Raw genomic sequence first — 18284 nt, forward strand, 5'->3', positions numbered from 1 at the left:
CCTTAACCGACGGTTTGCAGAAATTGCCTGAGGCGGGCCGATTGCGGCGCACCAAATACGCGTTCTGGCGGGCCCTCTTCCTCAATCCGCCCCTGATGAAGGTAGACCACATGATCGGCCACCTCGCGGGCGAATTTCATCTCATGCGTGACGATCAGCATGGTGCGCCCCTCGGCGGCGAGATCGCGGATCACGCTCAGCACCTCGCCGACAAGTTCGGGATCGAGCGCGCTGGTAGGTTCGTCAAAGAGCATCACGGTGGGGTCAACGGCCAAGGCGCGCGCGATGGCTGCACGCTGTTGCTGGCCACCCGACAGAAAGGCGGGAAAAGTGTCGGCCTTGTCCGCAAGACCGACCCGGTCGAGTAATGCGAGGGCGCGGGCGATGGCCTGTGTCCTTGGGGTTTTGAGAACATGCACCGGGACTTCGATCACATTTTCCAGCAAGGTGCGGTGTGTCCAGAGATTGAAGGCCTGAAACACCATGCCCAATCGGGTACGAATACGCTCGATCTGGCGACGGTTCGCGGGGCGGCCGTCGGGGCGTATGGCGATTTCTTCGTCGTTCACCACGATTCGCCCGGATGTGGGTGTCTCAAGGAAGTTGATACAGCGCAGCATGGTGGACTTGCCCGAACCGGAGCCGCCGATGATCGCCACGACATCGCCCTTGCGCGCGGTTAGCGACACGCCCCTGAGTACTTCGAGCGAGCCAAAAGACTTGTGCAGGTTCTCGACAATGATCGCCGTTTCCGCCGGGGCGGGCGCGGGGGGCTGTCGGGATTCCGCTGTCACGGGGCATGTCTCCGGCAAGGACGCTTTTCGCGCTTGTAGTAAGGCGGAAGTCAGGTAATTATGCAAGCGTATAATTTATGGCCTCCGACGATGGAGAAGCATGTGACGGGCGGACGTCGGAAATTCAGGCGCGAGGGCGCCGACCTGCGAAGATCGGCGCTGGTGCGGGCGACGTTGGACCTGATCGCCGAAGAGGGCGTGCGCGGGGCTACAGTGCGCGCGATCGCCGAGAGGGCGGAGGTGACGCAGGGCCTGATCCGGCATTATTTTTCGACCAAGGAGGATCTCGTTCTGGCGGCCTATCTGGAGCATATGGCGGGGCTGACGGAACAGACCTTTGCAACTGTGGAGCGCGGAGGCAACGCTCGGACGCGACTGGTGGCGCTGGTGGTGGCCTCGGTGACGCCGCCGGTGGTTGATGCGGCCTCGGTCGGCCTGTGGGCGGGGTTTCTCAACCATGTGCGGCAGGACGAGCGGATGCGCGAGGTGCATGCGCGCACCTATCACGAATTCCGAGACCGGCTGGAGACGTTGATCGTCGCAGCGCTGGAGGAAGCGGGGCGCGTGATCGGGACCGGGCAGGCGCGGCGATTGGCGATTGCCTGCAATGCCGTGATTGACGGGCTGTGGCTGGAAGGGGGCGCGTTGCCAGAGGCGTTCGAGGCTGGGGAGTTGCCGGGGATCGCGCTGAAGTCGGTTGGCGCGATCCTGGGGTTGAATTTGGAGAGAGGCGAGCAGATATGAAATTTTCGTCTATTAAAGAACGACTTGCGGGCCTGGGTGGTGCCAAGTGGGAGGTTCATGCGCGAGCCAAGGCGATGGCGCGCGAGGGCCGGGACGTGATCCGGCTGACCATCGGCGAGCCGGATGTGCCAACCCCGGAGCGCCTGAAAGAAGCGGCCTTTGCGGCGATGCAGGCGGGGCGGACGGGGTATTCCGACGGGCGTGGCGAGCCGGGGTTGCGGCGGGCGTTGGCGGAACGTTACAGCGCGACGCGGGGGCGGGTGTTTCATCCCGATCAGGTGATGTGCTTTCCGGGGACGCAGACCGCGCTTTATGCGGTGATGATGGCGGTGTCGGAGGCGGGTTGCGAGGTGCTGGTGGGGGATCCGATGTATGCCACCTATGAGGGGGTGATCCGTGCCACCGGGGCGGATGTCGTGCCGGTACCGTTGCGGCCTGAAAATGGATTCAGGATGCTGGCAGAGGATGCAGAACGCCTTGTAACCAGCAGAACACACGCGATTTTATTGACGACGCCGCATAATCCAACAGGGGCGATTCTGACCCGCGAGGATATTGCCGCGCTGGGGCGGCTGGCGGTGGAACATGATCTGTGGATCATCTCGGACGAGGTTTACGAGGAGCTGGTTTTTGACGGATCCGAGTTCGTTTCGCCGCTCTCGCATCCCGATCTGGCCGAGCGCGTGGTGGCGGTTTCGTCGATTTCCAAGAGCCATGCCGCGCCGGGATTTCGCAGCGGATGGTGCGTGGGATCGCTGGAGTTCACCGGCTCTTTGCTGGCCTTGTCTGAGACAATGTTGTTTGGAAATCAACCATTTATCGCAGACATGACCGAGCAGGCGGTGCGCGAGGGATCGACTGTGGCGGCGGGGATGCGGGGGCGGTTTGCGGCGCGGGCCAAGTTGTTGGCGGATCGGTTGGGGCGGGAGACGGCGTTGATGGTGCATCGGCCAGAGGCGGGAATGTTCGCGATGGTTGATGTGGCGGCGACGGAGATGAACGGCGACGCATATGCGTTTGATTTGCTTGAGAAAAAAGGTGTTGCCGTCATGCCGGGGGCATCCTTTGGCGCGACGATGGACAACTGGGTCAGGGTGGCGCTGACGGTGGAGGATGCGCCCTTTGCCCAGGCTATTGACCGCATGGTCGCGCATGCCGGTACAAGGCAAGTCAGAACCGCATAAATATATAAAAAACAACAGGATAAACCATGAACAATACACATGAATTTCGCCGTGCGATCACCCGGAAACCGGGCAGGAGCATCGTGGACGGGTTGCGGGCCGAGGATATAGGCATGCCGGATCTGGGGCGGATGCTGGAGGATCATGCCGCCTATGTGGCGGCGTTGCGCAGCACCGGGGCGGAGGTGGTGGAACTGCCCGCGCTGGAGACCTATCCAGATTCAGTTTTTGTAGAAGATACAATGCTTTGTCTGCCAAAGCTCGCGATTGCCATGCGACCCGGCGCGCCGACGCGGCAGGGTGAGGTGGCTGAAATACGGCCTGCCATAGAAGCGTTTTATGGCGAGAATATACGGGAAATCACCGCGCCGGGGACGATCGAGGGAGGCGATATTCTGGTGACGGGGCGCGAGATTCTGGTGGGGTTGTCGGCCCGGACGAACTCAGAGGGAGTGTCGCAACTATCTGATATTGTTTCAGAATATGGATATTCCCTGCGGCTGGTGGAGACCCCGGAGGGGGTGCTGCATTTCAAGACGGATTGCGGGCTGATCGACCCCGAGACGATCCTGAGCACGCGGCGGCTGGCGGCGTCGGGGTGTTTCGAGGGCTATCGCCTGCTCTGCACGCCAGATGAAGAAGAGGCGGCAAGCAATTGTATTCGATTTAATAATCTTGTCATCATGGCGGCAGGTTTCCCGCGCACCGCAGAGATGCTGGACGCCGAAGGCCATGAGGTCGTGCAGATCAACAACAGTGAATGTGCCAGGCTGGATGGCGGCATGTCTTGTCTTTCGCTGCGATTCTGAATGTACATGGCGCGCATCGCGTACGCGCCTTTTATACACAGAGATGAAGCCGCCCGCGAGGCGTGAGATCAGGAGAGAATCATGCGGATCGAATGGGCCCCCGAGGCTGACCTTGGCACCCCCTACTGGTGGTCGGCGCTGGACGCGCCGGAGGCGGGCGAGGGCCTGCCCGAGACCTGCGATCTGCTGGTGATCGGGGCGGGGTATGCCGGGCTGTCGGCGGCGCTGGCGGCGCATGACTGCGGCGCGCGGGTGGTGGTTGTGGATGCGGGCGAGCCGGGGCACGGGGCCTCGACCCGCAACGGGGGGATGTTCGGGGCGCATCCGCGGCTGGGCTGGGAGGCGCTGAACGCGCGATTCGGGGCAGAGACGGCGGATGCGCTCTTTGCCGAGGCGAAGCCGGCGCTGGACTGGGCGAAGGATCTGATCGCGCGCGAGGGGATCGACTGTGACCTGCAACAGACCGGGCGGATTCAGCTGGCCTATACGCCCGCGCATTTCGAGACACAGAAACATCTGGCGCGGACGATCGCCGAAAAATCCGAGGTCGAGGCGCGAATCGTCGAGCGCGCGGATCTGGGGCAGGAGATCGCGACCGAAAAATATCACGGCGGGCTGCTGTTCCCGGAGCATTGCGCGATTCATCCGGCGAAGTTTCATCAGGGCCTCTTGCGCGCGGTGCGGGGGCGGGGCGTGCCGGTGGTGGGGCATGCAGGGGTCACGGCGTTCAGCCGGGCGGGCGGGCATTATGATGTGCAGACCGCCAAGGGGCCGATTCGCGCGGAAAGGATCGTGCTGGCCACCAATGGCTATACCAGCCGCCCGTTTCGCTGGCATATGGCGCGGGTCTTTCCGTTGCCGTCCTATATCATCGCGACCGAGGAACTGCCCGCCAACCTGATCGGGCATATCGCGCCGGGGCGGCGGATGATGGTTGAGACGCGGGCGCGGCACAGCTATTTCCGCATTTCGCCGGATGGCAGGCGGGTGATCTTTGGCGGGCGGGCGTCGATGGCGGAGGTGGGGCCGGAACGCGCCGCCGAACAGCTATACCGCACCATGCTGGGGATCTGGCCGGAACTGGCGGGCACGCGGCTGAGCCATTCGTGGCGGGGCTATACCGGGTACACGTTTTCGCACATGCCCTATGTGGGGCAGCACGAGGGGCTGCATTACGCGATGGGGTTCTCGGGGTCCGGCACGGTGATGGCGCCGTGGCTGGGATCGAAGGCGGCCTATCGGGCGATGGGCGACGCGCGCGGGCAGACCGCCTATGCCGCCACCACGCTGAGCCGGAGCTGGCTGCATCCCGGTGAGCGGCCGCATTTCCTGCGGGCGGCGAATCTGTGGTACCGGCAGGTGGTGGACCGGGTGGAAAACTGGCAGGCGGGGCCGGGGCGCGAGGGGTGAGCCGGGTCCACCGGGGCGTCAGGCGGCCGCCGGGGCTGACGCGGCCCGCCGCTGTGTCGCAAAAGCGTCACATTGCCGGACACGCGCGCGCGGGATCAAGGGGCGCGTTGACAGGTCCGGGAGATGGGAGCATCTGATACGCGAGCCGAATCCAGAGACTGGGGCGGCGCAACCGGATAGACACTATCCCGCTTGTGGAGAGACACCCTTGAAAAAGCAACTTCTGAGCACCAGCGCGATCGCCATCGGCGTCGTCGCCATGGGCGCACCGGCCCTGGCCCAGGATTGGGACATGACATGGGGCGGATACCACACCAGCCATGTCGGTCTCGTCGATGTAAGCACGAATACCGCGGCCCACGCAGGGGCCGATTTTGACGGCGTCGATGTCTACACCGAAGCCGAGATCCACTTTACCCCGTCGATCACGCTCGACAACGGCATGACCTTTGGTGTGACCGTAGAGTACGAATCGACCACCAACGGCGGCGGGACCGTCGATGAATCCTACATGACGATTTCCAGCGACACGCTGGGCAGGATCGTTCTCGGCAACGCGAACTCGGTCGGCTACAACATGATGGTCAGCGCGCCGCAGCTTGACGGCAGCATCTGGATCAACTCGCCGTCGCTGTCGGGTTTCATTCCGATCTCGATTTCCGCCGGTGGCAACCTGCCGTGGAATTTCCGTCAGGCGGGGATCTCGGCCTATACCGAGGTGCTGGGCAACGACGACGTTGCGCGGATCAGCTACTATACCCCGTCGTTCAACGGTCTGACCCTCGGGGTGTCCTATGCGGCGGCGGACAACATCCTGGGTGGCGGCGTGAATGCCGGCAACAACTTTGGTGTGAACCGCAATGCCGGCGTCAACGACATCTTTGACATCGCGGTGGCCTACAGCCAGTCGTTCAACGGTGTCGACATCAACGCGGCGGCGCGCTGGGGCACGGCGAGCAACGATACCGGCATCGCCGGGACCAGCGATCCCGAGGTGTGGAACATCGGCGCAACCATCGGGGTGGCCGGGTTCACCTTTGGCGGCTCCTATCAGGAGAACGACAACGGCAACCTGATTCCCGACGAGGAAGGCTGGGCGCTTGGCGCGACCTACGATATTCCGGGTCCGTGGAGCATCGGCATCGACACCTATCAGGGCGAGATGAAGGGCACGGGCGCGGGCGCGGGCGACAAGGCCGAATACGAGGCCTATCAGATCATCGGCAACCGCGAGATCGGGCCGGGCGTCAGCTGGTCGATCTATGCGGTCCATGCCGAAGGCTCGGTGAATGCGGATGCCGGGGGCACCTTCGGCAACCCGAACACATCGGTCGAGGGCACGCTGATCGGAACGTCGGTCAACCTGTCGTTCTGACCGACGCCTGAGAAACCGGGGGCGGGGGTGTGATTCCCCGCCCTTTGCATGTCCGCACCCCGGTGCGCGGGTGAGTCGGTCAGCGCCAAGGCGCGCGGGTTTTCGGCCCGGTGCGGACCAGGAAAACCAGATGAAAACCTTGTATCCTTGGGTTTCGGCGCGCCTGTGCCGGAGGTGTGTGGTTTATGCGCCACATTCCCGGCGGGAAGGGCGCGGGGGCGGGGGGCCGCGTTGACACTCGGGGGGGGATTGGCGCATTTCATCATCCAAGCCGTGTCCAATGACTGGTGCGGCGGTTATGAATAAACCTGCTTATGAGGAGGGACACCCTTGAAAAAGCAACTTCTTTGCACCAGCGCAATCGCACTCGGCTGCGCAATGGTCGCACCGGCATCGGCCCAGGAATGGAACATGAAATGGGGCGGGTTCCACAACAGCCACGTTGGTTATGTTGATCACAGCTCGAGCACCGCTGCACAGGCTGGCGCGGACTTCGACGGCGTCGACGTCTACACCAACGCTGAAATCCACTTTCTTCCCTCGATCACGCTGGACAACGGCCTGACCTTTGGTGTGGACGTTCAGTACGAAGCCAAAACCAACGGCGGCGCAATCGTCGATGAATCCTTCATGTTCATCAAGGGCGACACGCTGGGCAAGATCGAGCTGGGCAACGAAAACTCGGCCGGTTACAAGCTGAGCGTTGCCGCACCGCAGGTCGGTGGCGGCATCGGCATCAACTCGCCCTCGATCTCGGGCTTTGTTCCGATCTCGACCGGCGCCGGCGGCAACCTGCCCTGGCTGTTCCGCGATGCAGGCATTTCGTCCTACACCGAGGTTCTGGCCAACAACGACGTTCCGCGCATCAGCTACTACACCCCGTCGTTCAACGGTCTGACCGTTGGTGTGTCCTATGCCGCGTCGAGCAACACCGGTGGTGGTTCGGGCGTGAACGCCGGCAACAACTTTGGTGTGAACCGCAACGTCGGCACCAACGACATCTTTGACATCGGTGTGAACTACAGCCAGTCGTTCAACGGTGTTGATCTGGCACTGTCGGCCCGTTGGGGCACCGCCAGCAACGACACTGGCCTTGCAGGCACCAGCGATCCGGAAGTCTGGGCAATCGGTGGTACCATTGGCGTGGCCGGGTTCACCTTTGGTGGCTCCTATGCCGAGAACGACAACGGCGGTCTGCGTGCATTCGACTCCGAAGGCTGGAGCCTGGGTGCGACCTATGACATCGCCGGCCCCTGGGCCATCGGTTTCGACACCTATCAGGGTGAGTACAAAGGCGTAGGAAACGGCGACAAGGCCGAGTACGAAGCCTATCAACTGGTTGCCAGCCGCACGCTGGGCGCCGGTGTACGCTGGGGCGTCTATGCCGCCTATATCGAAGGCACTGTGAATGCCAACGCGGGTGCTACCTTTGTCGACGGTTTGGGTAACAATAATGCCAACACCTCGACCGAAGGCACCGTGATCGGCACCTCGATCGGCCTGTCGTTCTAAGCGACCGGTTGAAGAAAATGAGGCGGGGGGTGACATTTCCCCCCGCCTTTTCTATGTCTGCGGACATCTGAAATTTTCCGGGCCTCTCCGTGACATGAAACGCAGTATCATCTGGCTGGCCTCTTATCCGAAATCGGGCAACACCTGGACGCGGCTGTTCCTGGCCAATTACCTGATGAACGCGGATAAACCCGTGCCGATCAACCAGGCGCACAAGTTCGCCATGGGCGACGCCATCGTCAAGATCTACAACCGCGTCGCCGGGCGGGCGATCGACCCGCATGACCTGTCGCTGGCCCTGCGGCTGCGCGAGGGCGTGTTGCGCGGCATCGTCGCAAACAATGCGGATGTGAATTTCGTCAAGACGCACAACGCGCGGGTGGCCCCCGAGGGCGTGACGTTGATCCCGGACCGCTATACGCGCTCGGCCATCTACATCATCCGCAATCCGCTGGACATGGTGCTGTCCTATGCCCGGCATTACGGCATCACCCATGAAGACGCGGCGCAGAAGATCTGTCATCCCGACAACGGCAACCTGCCGACCGAGACGACGGTGGCGCAATACCTGAGTTCCTGGGACAATCATGTGAAAACCTGGATGACCTATGCGCCGTGGAAACGGCTGATCGTGCGCTACGAGGATCTGCTGGACGATCCGCAGACGCATTTCGCCAGGGTTCTCGATCTGGTCGGCGTGCCGCTGGACAGCGAACGGCTGGACCGCGCGATCCGGTTTTCCAGCTTTGACGAGCTGTCGAAGCAGGAAGAGACCCAAGGGTTCATCGAGCGCCCCGAACAGAGCGAGAAATTCTTTCGCAAGGGGCAGAAGGATCAGTGGAAAACCGATCTCGACCCGGTGCTGGCGGACATGATCCGCGACAAGATGGGCGAGACGATGAAGCGATACGGGTATCTGGAATGAGCGATCTGCGGCGGATCATCTGGCTGGCAAGCTATCCCAAGTCGGGCAACACCTGGATGCGCAGCCTGCTGGCGCATTATTTCATGCCCGCCGGGCAGGCGCCCGACATCAACAACCTGCGGCAGTTCACCACCGGCGACACGCGGCAGGATTTCTTTGACGCGGCCAATGGCGGGCCGTTTCGCGGCACGGGTCTGGAGGACTGGATCAGGGTGCGCGGGCGGGCGCTGAGGCTGATCGCGGCCTCAAAACCGGATCATCATTTCGTCAAGACGCATTGCCAGACGATCCGCATTTTCGATCAGGACGTGATCCCGCCCGAGGTGACGGCGGCGGCGATCTATATCATCCGCAACCCGTTCGATCTGGCCCCGTCGTTTGCCCGGCATCAGAATTGCGATCTGGACACGGCGATCGCGCAGATGTGCAATCCCGACACGATTACCGGCACGCCGAGCGGGATCGTCGATCTCTTGGGGCGCTGGGACGATCACATCCATGTCTGGACGAATGCGCCCGGCCTGCCGCATCACGTGGTGCGCTACGAGGATCTGTTGAAGAACCCCGGCAAGGCGATGCGCGGGCTGCTGGAGAAATTCCTGCGCGTCAAGGTGGACGGGCCGAAGCTGGCGCGCGCGATCAAGGCCACGAGTTTCGAGGCGATGAAGAAGCAGGAGGAAACTCTGGGTTTTCTGGAGCGTCCGCAGGGGATGCAGGCGTTTTTCGCCAAGGGGCAGGCCGGGGTCTGGCGCGAGGATCTGACGCCCGCGCAGGTGGCGCGCATCCGCGAGGCGTTTCTGCCGACGCTGGAGAAATGGTATCCCGAGTTGCTGAAGGAGACCGCGGCGGTGGCGGCGCGCGCCTGACCGGGCTGGCAATGGCGCGGCATGGTGCTATCTATGGGACATGGATTGTTGTCGAGGGGGTGCGCGATGAAACATGCTCTGATCCTGTCCGGCCTGGTGCTGGCGGCCTGCGCCGGGCTGGAACCGCAGGCGGTGGCGCGGCTGGACAATCCGGTGCTGTCTGGCGGCAGCTATGACAGCGGTGGCGGGATCACGGTGGCGGCCGAGGTCCGCGAACATTCCGGGCAGACCATGGTTTGCGGGGTCTGGGCGCAGAGCCGTCAGCAATCGGTGCTGACCAACGGCGTCGAGCCGAAGGTTCTGGGATCTGGATCGGTCTATCTGGACGGGCAGGCGCTGGTGCGGGGCCTGAATTTCATGCCGGAGGTGCCGCCGATGGCGGATTACGCCGGGCAGGAGGCGGGTTGCATGCTGACGGATCGCGTCTGGGCCGCGGGTGACGGGGACAAGCGCCCGGTGGTGCGGATACCGCGGCAGGTGGTCTATGTGGATGCTGACGAGGGCGGTTCGATCATCGTCAACTTTGTCCAGAGCGGGCCGGGGGCGGGCGAGGGCTGACTTTCTGATTTGGCGCAATTTCGAACCGAAAAAGTCTATCAACTTTTTCTGAAATTGCTTCAGGTCCGCCGCTGACCGCTGCGGCGGGTCTGGACGATCTGGGCGAGGATCGAGAGCGCGATTTCCTGCGGTGTCACGGCGTCTATGGCGAGGCCCGCGGGGGAGTGGACGCGCGCCAGCGCCTCTGGCTCCGCGTTGTCCAGCCGGGCGCAGAGCGCGGCGAACTTGCGGCGGCTGGCGACAAAGCCGATGTAGTCCGCGCCGCTGTCGAGGGCCGCGCGCAGGGCGTCGAGATCGCCCCTGCCCTGGGTTGCGACCACGACCATGCGACGGGTGGTCGGCGCGGGCAGGGCGGTGGCGCTGTCGGTTGCGGTGATGTCAAGGCCGAAGGGCGCGGCAAGCGTTTCCAGCGCGCGGGCGACGGGCGATGCGCCGAAGATCACCAGTTCGGGTCGGGGCAGGACGGGTTCCACGAAAATCTCCATCGCGCCCTTGCTGGGACAGCCGTTGCGGGCGATGTCGCGCCCCTCGTGGGTTTGTCCGGGGCTGAGGCCGCGTGCTGACAGTTCCTCGTCGGGTTGCAGGGAGATCAGGCGCGGCTCGCCGTCGGCAAGTGCCGCGCGCGCGGCGCGGGCCATGGCCGCATGCACGCATCCGCCGCCGATCCAGCCCTCGGCGATGGTGCCGTCATCGAGCAGCAGCGCGCGCGCGCCGGGTTTGGCCGAGGTGGTCCCGACGGTGCGGATCACGGTGGCCAGCGCATAGGGCTGACGCGCGTCGCCGAGGCGGCGGATGGCGGCGTCGAGGGTGTCGGAGGGCATGTCAGAGATGCTCCAGTTCCGGCGCGAGCGCGGCGAGATCGGCCAGTGTCGTGGCGGCGGCAAAGAGATCGAGATGCGGCAGGGCGGCGGCCATGGCGGCGGTTATGGGGGCGTAATCCTTCCATCCTTTCAGGGGGTTGAGCCAGACGATCCGGCACCCGCGCCGGTGCAGGCGGACCAGCGCATCGGCCAGTATTTCGGGCGGGTCGGTGTCGTATCCGTCCGACAGGATGAGGACCACGGAGCGGGAATTGACGCTTTGGCGGGCAGGCCCGCGCACGAAGCGATCAAGCGAGGCGCCGATTTTCGAGCCGCCGCCAAAGCCCTCGGCCAGCAGCGTGAGGCGGTTCAGCGCGCGCAGCGGATCGGGATCGCGCAGCGCGTCCGAGATGTGGACAAGGCGGGTTTGAAAGAGCCAGGCCTCGGTGGCGTCATCGGCGCGGATGAGACCCGCGAGAAAGGCCAGAAAGATGCGCGCATAGATCGTCATCGAGCCCGACACATCGCACAGCGCCGTGATCCGCGCGGTCCGGTCCGGGCGGCGCTTGCGCGGCAGGCGCAGCGGTTCGCCGCCGGTCGAGAGGCTCTGACGGATGAGGCGGCGGAAATGCAGCCGGTCGCCCCTGCGCGCGGCGCGGCGGCGGCGCGAGCGGCGGTCGGCGATGGCCTGCGCGAGGCGGCGGGCGATGGATTCGGCCTGGGCGATGTCCTGCGGGCTGACCAGTTTGCGCATGTCGTGCTGCATGAGGCTGGTGCTGCGCGAGGCGATGAGTTGCCCGGTGCCGTCGCCATTGGCCGCGCCCGCGCCATCGTCGGGGGCGTGGATCTGTCCGCGCGCGGAGCTGCTCTCGCCAATGGCGGCGCGGGTATTGCGGGAGTGGTCGGCGTTTTTATGGCGGTCTGGTGCGGATCTTTCCCGCACGCGCCCGGCGTTCAGCCAGTAGCTGTCAAAGAGGTCGTCAAAGCGTGCAGACTCTTCGGCATTGCCGGCGCAGACGGATTTGAGGGCGCGGCGCGTCTCATCCGCGTCACAGGCGGTGATATGGGTGAGGGCGGCGAGCGCGGTCTCTGTCTCGCCCACGCCAAGCCGGAGTCCATTGCCGCGCAGATGCGCAATGAACCCGGCGACGCGCGCGGCAGGGCCCGGATCGCGGGCGGCAAAGCGGGTGACGCGGCTCATGCGGCGCGTCCCGCGAGGCGCTGCGCCACTTCGGTGGTGATATTGGCGCGGTCGGTTTGGGTCTTGAGCAGGGTGGCGAGCGCCGCCTGAAGTGCCGTGGGATCGTCGGTCAGGTCGTTGATCCCGAGACCGGCGAGCGCGGCGGCGAAGTCGAGCGTTTCGGCGATGCCGGGGGTCTTTTCCAGATCCTCGCGGCGCAGGGCCTGCACGAAGGCGATGATCTGCCGGGCCAGTTGTGTTTCGATCTGCGCGGCGCGGGCGTGCAGGATCGCCAGTTCCGCGTCGCGCTCGGGGTAATCGACATGGGCGTAAATGCACCGCCTGCGCAGCGCGTCCGACAGATCGCGGGTGCCGTTGGCGGTGAGGATCACCATGGGGCGGGTGGTGGCGGTGATGGTGCCAAGTTCGGGAATGGAAATCTGGAAGTCTGACAGGATTTCAAGCAGATAGGCCTCGAATTCCTCGTCGGCGCGGTCGATTTCGTCGATCAGCAGCACCGGCGGTTCCGTCTGCCGGATTGCCTGCAACAGCGGGCGTTCGAGCAGGTATTCGTCCGAGAATATCCGCGCCTCGACGCCGGGTCCGGTTTCGCCGCCCTCGGCGGCGGCGCGGATGGCGAGCAACTGGCGGGGGTAGTTCCATTCATAGATCGCCTGCGCCGCGTCCAGCCCTTCGTAGCATTGCAGCCGGATGAGCCGCGCGGATTTGAGCGCGGCGAGCACGCGCGCCACCTCGGTCTTGCCGACGCCCGCCGCCCCTTCGAGCAGCAGGGGCCGCTCCAGCGACAGCGCGATATGCAGCGCCATGGCCAGATCGTCCCCGGCGATATAGCCGTGTTCCGCCATGCCCCGTTGCAGATCGCGCCAGCCTTGCATGCACTCTTCCTGTTTCTTCCTGGGGAAAATACCCCGGGGTCCGGGGCGGAGCCCCGGCGCGTCCCTCAGCCGTGCAGCCCAAGGTCATGCGCGGCCTTCCAGATCCGCCAGTGGTCGTGCGGCATGTGGGTGTGGCGCAGGCCAAAGGGGCGCAGCGCGTCATGCACCGCGTTGGAAAAGGCAGGCACGCCGCCGACATTCGGGCTTTCGCCGACGCCCTTGGCCCCGATGGGATGGTGGGGCGAGGGGGTTTCGGTGTGGTCGGTGGTGTAATGCGGCGTTTCCCAGGCGGTGGGCATGAAGAAATCCATCAGTGTTGCGGTCTTCATGTTGCCCATTTCGTCATAGGCGATCTCTTGCCCCATGGCGATGGCGAGCGCCTCGGTCAGGCCGCCGTGTACCTGTCCCTCGATCACCATCGGGTTGATCCGGGTGCCGCAGTCGTCGAGCGCGTAGAACTGGCGGATTTGCGTTTCGCCGGTGTCGACGTCGATTTCCATGACGCAGATATAGGCGCCGAAGGGATAGGTCATGTTGGGCGGGTCGTAATAGCTGACTGCCTCCAGCCCCGGCTCGATGCCGGGAATGGCCTGATTGTAGGCGGCATAGGCGATTTCGGCCATGGTCTTGAACCGTTCCGGCGCGCCCTTGACGGTGAAGCGGTCGATGTCGAATTCGACGTCATCGTCGTGGACCTCCAGAAGGTAGGCCGCGATCATCTGCGCCTTGGCGCGGATCTTGCGGCCTGCCATGGCGGTGGCGGCGCCGGCCACGGGGGTCGAGCGGCTGCCATAGGTGCCAAGGCCGTAAGGGGCGGTGTCGGTGTCGCCTTCCTCGATGGTGATGCTGTCCGCCGGGATGCCGATTTCGCTGGCGAGGATCTGCGCGAAGGTGGTGGCGTGGCCCTGGCCCTGGCTGATCGTGCCAAGGCGGGCGATGGCGCTGCCGGTGGGGTGGATGCGGATTTCGCAACTGTCGAACATGCCCATGCCGAGGATGTCGCAGTTCTTGACCGGGCCTGCGCCGACGATTTCGGTGAAATGGGTGAGGCCGATGCCGATCAGTTTGCGGGTTTCGCCGCGTTTGAAGGCCGCGAGGCGTTCGGCCTGTTCGCGGCGCAGCCCGGCGTAATCCACGGCCTTGAGCGCCTTGTCCCAGGCGGTGTGATAATCGCCCGAGTCGTATTCCCAGCCAAGCGCCGAGTGATAAGGGAATTGATCCGCGCGGATGAAGTTGATGCGGCGCAGTTCTGCCGCGTCCATGTTCAGCTCAATGGCCAGCACCTCGATCATGCGTTCGATGAAATAGGCGGCCTCGGTCACCCGGAAGGAGCAGCGATAGGCGACGCCGCCGGGGGCCTTGTTGGTATAGACGCCATCGACGCCCACATAGGCCACGGGGATGTCGTAGCTGCCGGTGCAGATGTGAAAGAACCCGGCCGGAAACCTGGTAGGGTCGGCGCAGGCGTCGAAGGCGCCGTGATCGGCGGTGACGTGGCACCAGAGGCCGGTGATCCTGCCCTCCTTGGTGGCGGCGATCCTGCCCTTCATCCAGTAATCGCGGGCAAAGGCGGTGGCCATCAGGTTGTCCATCCGGTCCTCGACCCATTTGACCGGCACGCCGGTCACGATGCTGGCGACGATAGAGCAGACATAGCCCGGATAGACGCCCACCTTGTTGCCGAAGCCGCCGCCGATGTCGGGGCTGACGATGCGGATGTTGCGTTCCTCGATCCCCGACAGGAGCGAGGCGACGGTGCGCACCACATGCGGGGCCTGAAAGGTGCCATAGACGGTCAGCTTGCCATTCACCTTGTCCATCGAGGCGACGCAGCCACAGGTTTCCAGCGGGCAGGGGTGGGTGCGGTGGTAATAGACCATTTCCTCGGCCACCACATCGGCCGATGCGATCACCTGTTCGGTGGCGGTCCTGTCGCCCTCTTCCCAGAGAAAAATGTGGTTGTGGTGGCGGCGGGGGCCATGCGCGCCGTCGGTGCCGGGCGTCAGATCCTCGCGCAGCACGATATCGGACTGCATCGCCTCGAACGGGTTGGTGAGGACGGGGAGTTCCTCGTATTCTACCGCGACGAGTTCGACGGCATCGGCGGCCACGTAACGGTCGCGGGCGACGACAAAGGCCACCTCCTGCCCCTGAAAGAGCACCTTGCCGTCGGCCAGCACCATCTGTTTGTCACCGGCGAGCGTGGGCATCCAGTGCAGGCCCAGCGGTTCTAGATCCCTGGCGGTCAGCACCGCCACCACGCCGTCAAGGGCGAGGGCGGCGGAGGTGTCGATGGATTTGACGCGGGCATGGGCATAGGGCGAGCGCACGAAATCGCCAAAGAGCATGCCGGGCAGCTTGATGTCATCGACATAGTTGCCCTTGCCCTGGGTAAAGCGCGCATCCTCGACGCGTTTGCGGGCGCAGCCGATACCCTTGAGTTTCGCGGTGCGGTCGTCGCGGTCCGGGGTCAGGTCGTTCATTGCGCGGCCTCCTTGGCGGAATTGATCGTGGCGGCGGCGGCGAGCACGGCCTTGACGATGTTCTGGTATCCGGTGCAGCGGCAGAGGTTGCCGGACATGCCGAAACGCACCTCTTCCTCGGTCGGGTTCGGGTTTTCCCTGAGCAGTTGTGCGGCGCGGGTGATCATGCCCGGCGTGCAGAAGCCGCATTGCAGTCCGTGATGTTCGCGGAACGCCTCTTGCAGCGGGTGGAGCGCGTCGGGCGTGCCCAGCCCCTCGATTGTGGTGATCTCGGCCCCGTCGGCCTGTGCGGCGAACACCGTGCAGGATTTGACCGAGCGATTGCCCATGGTGACGGTGCAGGCGCCGCAATGCGAGGTTTCGCAGCCGATATGCGGGCCGGTGATGTTGAGGCGTTCGCGCAGGACGTGGATCAGGAGTTCGCGCGGTTCGGCGAGGATCTCGTGGCGGGTGCCGTTGACGGTGAGGGTGATCTGCATTTTCTGGGTCATGTCCGGGTCTTTCTCAGGCGCGCGACCAGGCGCGGGCGATGGCGCGGGCGAGGATGATGCCCGCCGTGTGGCGCTTGAATTCCACGGGGCCGCGATTGTCCCCGGCGGGGTCGATATCGGCGAGCATGGCGGCGATGGCATTGAGCATGGCCGCTTCGTCGCAGGGGGTGCCGGTGAGCGCCGCACCGGCGGCCTCGGACCAGACCGGCACGTCCGAGAGGTTGGTCATGGCGATGGAGGCATGGGTGCAGGTCGCGCCACTGCGGGTCAGGATGACGGCGGCGGCGGCGGTGGCGTAATCGCCGATCTTGCGTTTCTGTTTCTCATAGGCCTGCCCGCCGGTGGGCGCGTCAAAGCTGACGGCGGTGAGGATTTCATCCTCTTCGCGGGCGGTCATATAGGCGCTTTCATAAAAGCTGCGGGCGGGGATCGCACGCTCGCCCCCGGGGCCGGTGACGTGAAAGGTGGCGTCGAGGCATTGCATGAGGCCGGGCATGTCGTTGCCCGGATCGCCATTGGCGACATTGCCGCCGATGGTGCCCATGTAGCGCACCTGCGGATCGGCGATCTGCAGGGCTGCCTCGCGCAGGATCGGGGCCACGCGGGCGAGGCCCTCATGCGCGATCAGCTCATGTTGTGTGACCATCGCGCCGAGCGTGATGCGGGTGCCGTCGATGCGGATGCCGCGCAGCGCGTCGATGGCCTGAAGGTCGATGAGATGCGGCACCTCGGCCATGCGCAGCTTCATCATCGGGATGAGGCTGTGGCCGCCCGCGATCACGCGGGCCTCGTCGCCATGCTGTTGCAGGAGCGCGAGGGCAGAGGGCAGATCACCGGGGCGGTGATACTCGAACGCGGCTGGTATCATGTTGTCTCCTCCCAAAGACGGGACCGGGTGTTATGGTCCTGATCCGGGAATTGGGCGCGTTGATGCCCGGATGTCCTGTCACATGTCGTGAACGCTGGCGGGATTTGCACGAATTGCGAAATAGCTGCACGAGTTGCGAGCGTTTGACGGGGCGGTCCGGGCCGGCGCCGCCTTGCGTCGCTCAGGAGAGTCCGAGCACCTCGCGCAGCGCGGGCAGGCGTGAGCGGCTGACCGGGGTGGCGATGTCCTGTCCGCCCAGGTGGAAATGGCAGATGCCGTTGTCCTTGCGCCGCTCGAAGAGGACGACGTGATCGGGATTGATCAGGTAGCTGCGGTGGGACTTGACGAAAGGGTCGGGGGCGAGGCGTCTTTCCGCCTCGGTGATCGACCATGTGCAGAAATGTTTTTGCCTGCCGGTATAGAGCAGGGTGTAATGGCCCTCGGCGCGCAGGAACGCCACGTCGCGGGCGTCGATGAAATGGGTCTGGCCGTTCTGCTCATAGGGGATGCGCAGCAGGCGCGGGGGCACGGAAGGGGCGGGCACCGGGGGGGTGGACAGAAAGTTGACGCTGGTCAGAAGGAACGCGCCGCAGAGCACGAAACTGCTGATCAGCACGCCGAGGGCGAGAACCTCGTTGCTGAGCAGCGGGCCGATGTCCTGCAGGGGGGCGACGCGGACGAAACGGGTGCCGGAAATGGCGGCGAAATGCACGAGAAACACGGCGAAGCCAAAGGCCAGGGTGCCCATGAGGATGTTGCGCGGATTGCGCTGGCCATAGGCGACCCAGATCGCGGCGATGCTGAGCAGGCAGGCGGCGAGCACGGCAAAGATGACGCCGGGCAGGGTATAGACCGCGCGGCACAGTTGCAGCCCGGTCATGCCGAGGTAGTGCATGGCGACGATGCCCAGCCCGGTGATCGTGCCCGCAAGCGTCAGAGTAAGCGCGGTGCGGCGATGAAAATGCAGGATCAGCAGGGCGATGCCCACCATCAGGATCGCGACGAGCGCCGAGCCGAGCGTGATCGCCGCGTCGTAATAGATCGGGATTGGCAGTTGTAGCCCGAGCATGGCCACGAAGTGCATCGACCAGATGCCGCCGCCAAGTGCGATCGCGGCCATGGTCACGGAAAGTTTACGCAGGGCGACGGGCTGGGCGGCGATGCCACGGGTCAGGGAAAACCCGGTAAAGGCCGCCACCAGCGAAATGCTGAGCGAGGCGGCCACCAGCCACGGATTGTGAGTAAATTCGAGAAATTCCATTGTGGCATCTGGCGTTACGCCGGTCGCCGGAGGTCCGGCCCGGTCTGCGCATCCTTGCATCCCCGATCGCGGAGCGTAGTGGGCGATGGAGTGGCTGGCAAGTAAATTGACGCCGGATCCGCAGGCCG

Annotated in this window: 17 protein-coding genes; 9 read left to right on the forward strand and 8 right to left on the reverse strand. The window is 64.5% G+C overall.

All coding sequences use genetic code 11. The features are described from left to right. Window positions 1–2: 2 nt before the first annotated feature. Window positions 3–794, reverse strand: a complete 792-nt coding sequence (locus tag BSG08_RS00815; RefSeq protein WP_093030560.1) for an ABC transporter ATP-binding protein — start codon at window positions 792–794, stop codon at window positions 3–5. A 90-nt stretch (window positions 795–884) separates the two neighbouring features. Between BSG08_RS00815 and BSG08_RS00820 the strand changes: the two genes are divergently transcribed. From BSG08_RS00820 to BSG08_RS00860, 9 genes are all read left to right on the forward strand, one after another. Continuing rightward, complete coding sequence (locus tag BSG08_RS00820) at window positions 885–1538, forward strand: TetR family transcriptional regulator C-terminal domain-containing protein (RefSeq protein WP_093030563.1); 654 nt, start codon at window positions 885–887, stop codon at window positions 1536–1538. Then, window positions 1535–2722 (forward strand): pyridoxal phosphate-dependent aminotransferase, encoded by a 1188-nt coding sequence (locus tag BSG08_RS00825; RefSeq protein WP_093030566.1) that lies wholly within the window; start codon window positions 1535–1537, stop codon window positions 2720–2722. Before BSG08_RS00820 ends, BSG08_RS00825 begins: the two co-directional genes overlap by 4 nt. A 26-nt stretch (window positions 2723–2748) precedes the next feature. Continuing rightward, on the forward strand, window positions 2749–3531 hold the full coding sequence (locus tag BSG08_RS00830; protein ID WP_093030569.1) for a dimethylarginine dimethylaminohydrolase family protein: 783 nt from the start codon (window positions 2749–2751) through the stop codon (window positions 3529–3531). A gap of 81 nt (window positions 3532–3612) precedes the next feature. Continuing rightward, entirely contained in the window at window positions 3613–4941 is a 1329-nt protein-coding gene (locus BSG08_RS00835; RefSeq protein ID WP_093030571.1) for an NAD(P)/FAD-dependent oxidoreductase, read from the forward strand. Between the two features lie 208 nt (window positions 4942–5149). After that, window positions 5150–6316, forward strand: a complete 1167-nt coding sequence (locus BSG08_RS00840; protein ID WP_245770566.1) for a porin — start codon at window positions 5150–5152, stop codon at window positions 6314–6316. Between the two features lie 330 nt (window positions 6317–6646). Beyond that, a complete protein-coding gene (locus BSG08_RS00845) occupies window positions 6647–7828 on the forward strand; it encodes a porin (protein ID WP_245770567.1) in 1182 nt (393 codons plus the stop codon). Window positions 7829–7922: 94 nt separating this feature from the next. Next, window positions 7923–8753, forward strand: coding sequence for a sulfotransferase domain-containing protein (locus BSG08_RS00850; protein WP_093030574.1), 831 nt, complete (start codon window positions 7923–7925; stop codon window positions 8751–8753). After that, window positions 8750–9619 carry a sulfotransferase domain-containing protein gene (locus tag BSG08_RS00855; RefSeq protein ID WP_093030577.1) on the forward strand — a complete coding sequence of 290 codons (870 nt, stop codon included), beginning with the start codon at window positions 8750–8752 and terminating at the stop codon, window positions 9617–9619. Before BSG08_RS00850 ends, BSG08_RS00855 begins: the two co-directional genes overlap by 4 nt. A 66-nt stretch (window positions 9620–9685) precedes the next feature. Next, on the forward strand, window positions 9686–10177 hold the full coding sequence (locus BSG08_RS00860; RefSeq protein ID WP_093030580.1) for a hypothetical protein: 492 nt from the start codon (window positions 9686–9688) through the stop codon (window positions 10175–10177). Window positions 10178–10236: 59 nt separating this feature from the next. On the opposite strand, the gene BSG08_RS00865 is transcribed toward BSG08_RS00860, so the two are convergent. The 7 genes from BSG08_RS00865 to BSG08_RS00895 all read right to left on the reverse strand — a co-directional run bounded on the left by BSG08_RS00865 (window position 10237) and on the right by BSG08_RS00895 (window position 18156). Beyond that, window positions 10237–10998 (reverse strand): XdhC family protein, encoded by a 762-nt coding sequence (locus BSG08_RS00865; RefSeq protein WP_093030583.1) that lies wholly within the window; start codon window positions 10996–10998, stop codon window positions 10237–10239. Between the two features lies 1 nt (window position 10999). Beyond that, window positions 11000–12178, reverse strand: a complete 1179-nt coding sequence (locus BSG08_RS00870) for a vWA domain-containing protein (protein ID WP_093030585.1) — start codon at window positions 12176–12178, stop codon at window positions 11000–11002. Next, window positions 12175–13053 (reverse strand): AAA family ATPase, encoded by an 879-nt coding sequence (locus tag BSG08_RS00875; RefSeq protein WP_093030588.1) that lies wholly within the window; start codon window positions 13051–13053, stop codon window positions 12175–12177. The genes BSG08_RS00870 and BSG08_RS00875 overlap by 4 nt, the downstream gene beginning before the upstream one ends. A 65-nt stretch (window positions 13054–13118) precedes the next feature. Beyond that, window positions 13119–15536, reverse strand: a complete 2418-nt coding sequence (locus BSG08_RS00880) for an aerobic carbon-monoxide dehydrogenase large subunit (protein WP_093030591.1) — start codon at window positions 15534–15536, stop codon at window positions 13119–13121. Next, the gene (locus BSG08_RS00885) at window positions 15533–16027 is read right to left on the reverse strand and encodes a (2Fe-2S)-binding protein (RefSeq protein WP_093030594.1); all 495 of its coding nucleotides are present in this window, start codon (window positions 16025–16027) and stop codon (window positions 15533–15535) included. The genes BSG08_RS00880 and BSG08_RS00885 overlap by 4 nt, the downstream gene beginning before the upstream one ends. Before the next feature lie 13 nt (window positions 16028–16040). Further along, a complete protein-coding gene (locus BSG08_RS00890; RefSeq protein ID WP_093030597.1) occupies window positions 16041–16895 on the reverse strand; it encodes an FAD binding domain-containing protein in 855 nt (284 codons plus the stop codon). 181 nt (window positions 16896–17076) lie between these two features. Next, window positions 17077–18156 carry an MHYT domain-containing protein gene (locus tag BSG08_RS00895; RefSeq protein WP_093030600.1) on the reverse strand — a complete coding sequence of 360 codons (1080 nt, stop codon included), beginning with the start codon at window positions 18154–18156 and terminating at the stop codon, window positions 17077–17079. Window positions 18157–18284: the final 128 nt, after the last annotated feature.

The organism is Roseovarius azorensis, from assembly GCF_900109455.1.
Lineage (GTDB): Bacteria > Pseudomonadota > Alphaproteobacteria > Rhodobacterales > Rhodobacteraceae > Roseovarius > Roseovarius azorensis.

Bases quoted from the DNA above. Each gene is read 5' to 3' on its own strand.
- BSG08_RS00880 (WP_093030591.1), bottom strand. From the start codon at position 15,536: ATGAACGACCTGACCCCGGACCGCGACGACCGCACCGCGAAACTCAAG.
- BSG08_RS00825 (WP_093030566.1), top strand. From the start codon at position 1,535: ATGAAATTTTCGTCTATTAAAGAACGACTTGCGGGCCTGGGTGGTGCC.
- BSG08_RS00830 (WP_093030569.1), top strand. From the start codon at position 2,749: ATGAACAATACACATGAATTTCGCCGTGCGATCACCCGGAAACCGGGC.
- BSG08_RS00835 (WP_093030571.1), top strand. From the start codon at position 3,613: ATGCGGATCGAATGGGCCCCCGAGGCTGACCTTGGCACCCCCTACTGG.
- BSG08_RS00875 (WP_093030588.1), bottom strand. From the start codon at position 13,053: ATGCAAGGCTGGCGCGATCTGCAACGGGGCATGGCGGAACACGGCTAT.
- BSG08_RS00890 (WP_093030597.1), bottom strand. From the start codon at position 16,895: ATGATACCAGCCGCGTTCGAGTATCACCGCCCCGGTGATCTGCCCTCT.
- BSG08_RS00865 (WP_093030583.1), bottom strand. From the start codon at position 10,998: ATGCCCTCCGACACCCTCGACGCCGCCATCCGCCGCCTCGGCGACGCG.
- BSG08_RS00895 (WP_093030600.1), bottom strand. From the start codon at position 18,156: ATGGAATTTCTCGAATTTACTCACAATCCGTGGCTGGTGGCCGCCTCG.
- BSG08_RS00850 (WP_093030574.1), top strand. From the start codon at position 7,923: ATGAAACGCAGTATCATCTGGCTGGCCTCTTATCCGAAATCGGGCAAC.
- BSG08_RS00885 (WP_093030594.1), bottom strand. From the start codon at position 16,027: ATGACCCAGAAAATGCAGATCACCCTCACCGTCAACGGCACCCGCCAC.
- BSG08_RS00820 (WP_093030563.1), top strand. From the start codon at position 885: ATGGAGAAGCATGTGACGGGCGGACGTCGGAAATTCAGGCGCGAGGGC.
- BSG08_RS00855 (WP_093030577.1), top strand. From the start codon at position 8,750: ATGAGCGATCTGCGGCGGATCATCTGGCTGGCAAGCTATCCCAAGTCG.
- BSG08_RS00870 (WP_093030585.1), bottom strand. From the start codon at position 12,178: ATGAGCCGCGTCACCCGCTTTGCCGCCCGCGATCCGGGCCCTGCCGCG.
- BSG08_RS00860 (WP_093030580.1), top strand. From the start codon at position 9,686: ATGAAACATGCTCTGATCCTGTCCGGCCTGGTGCTGGCGGCCTGCGCC.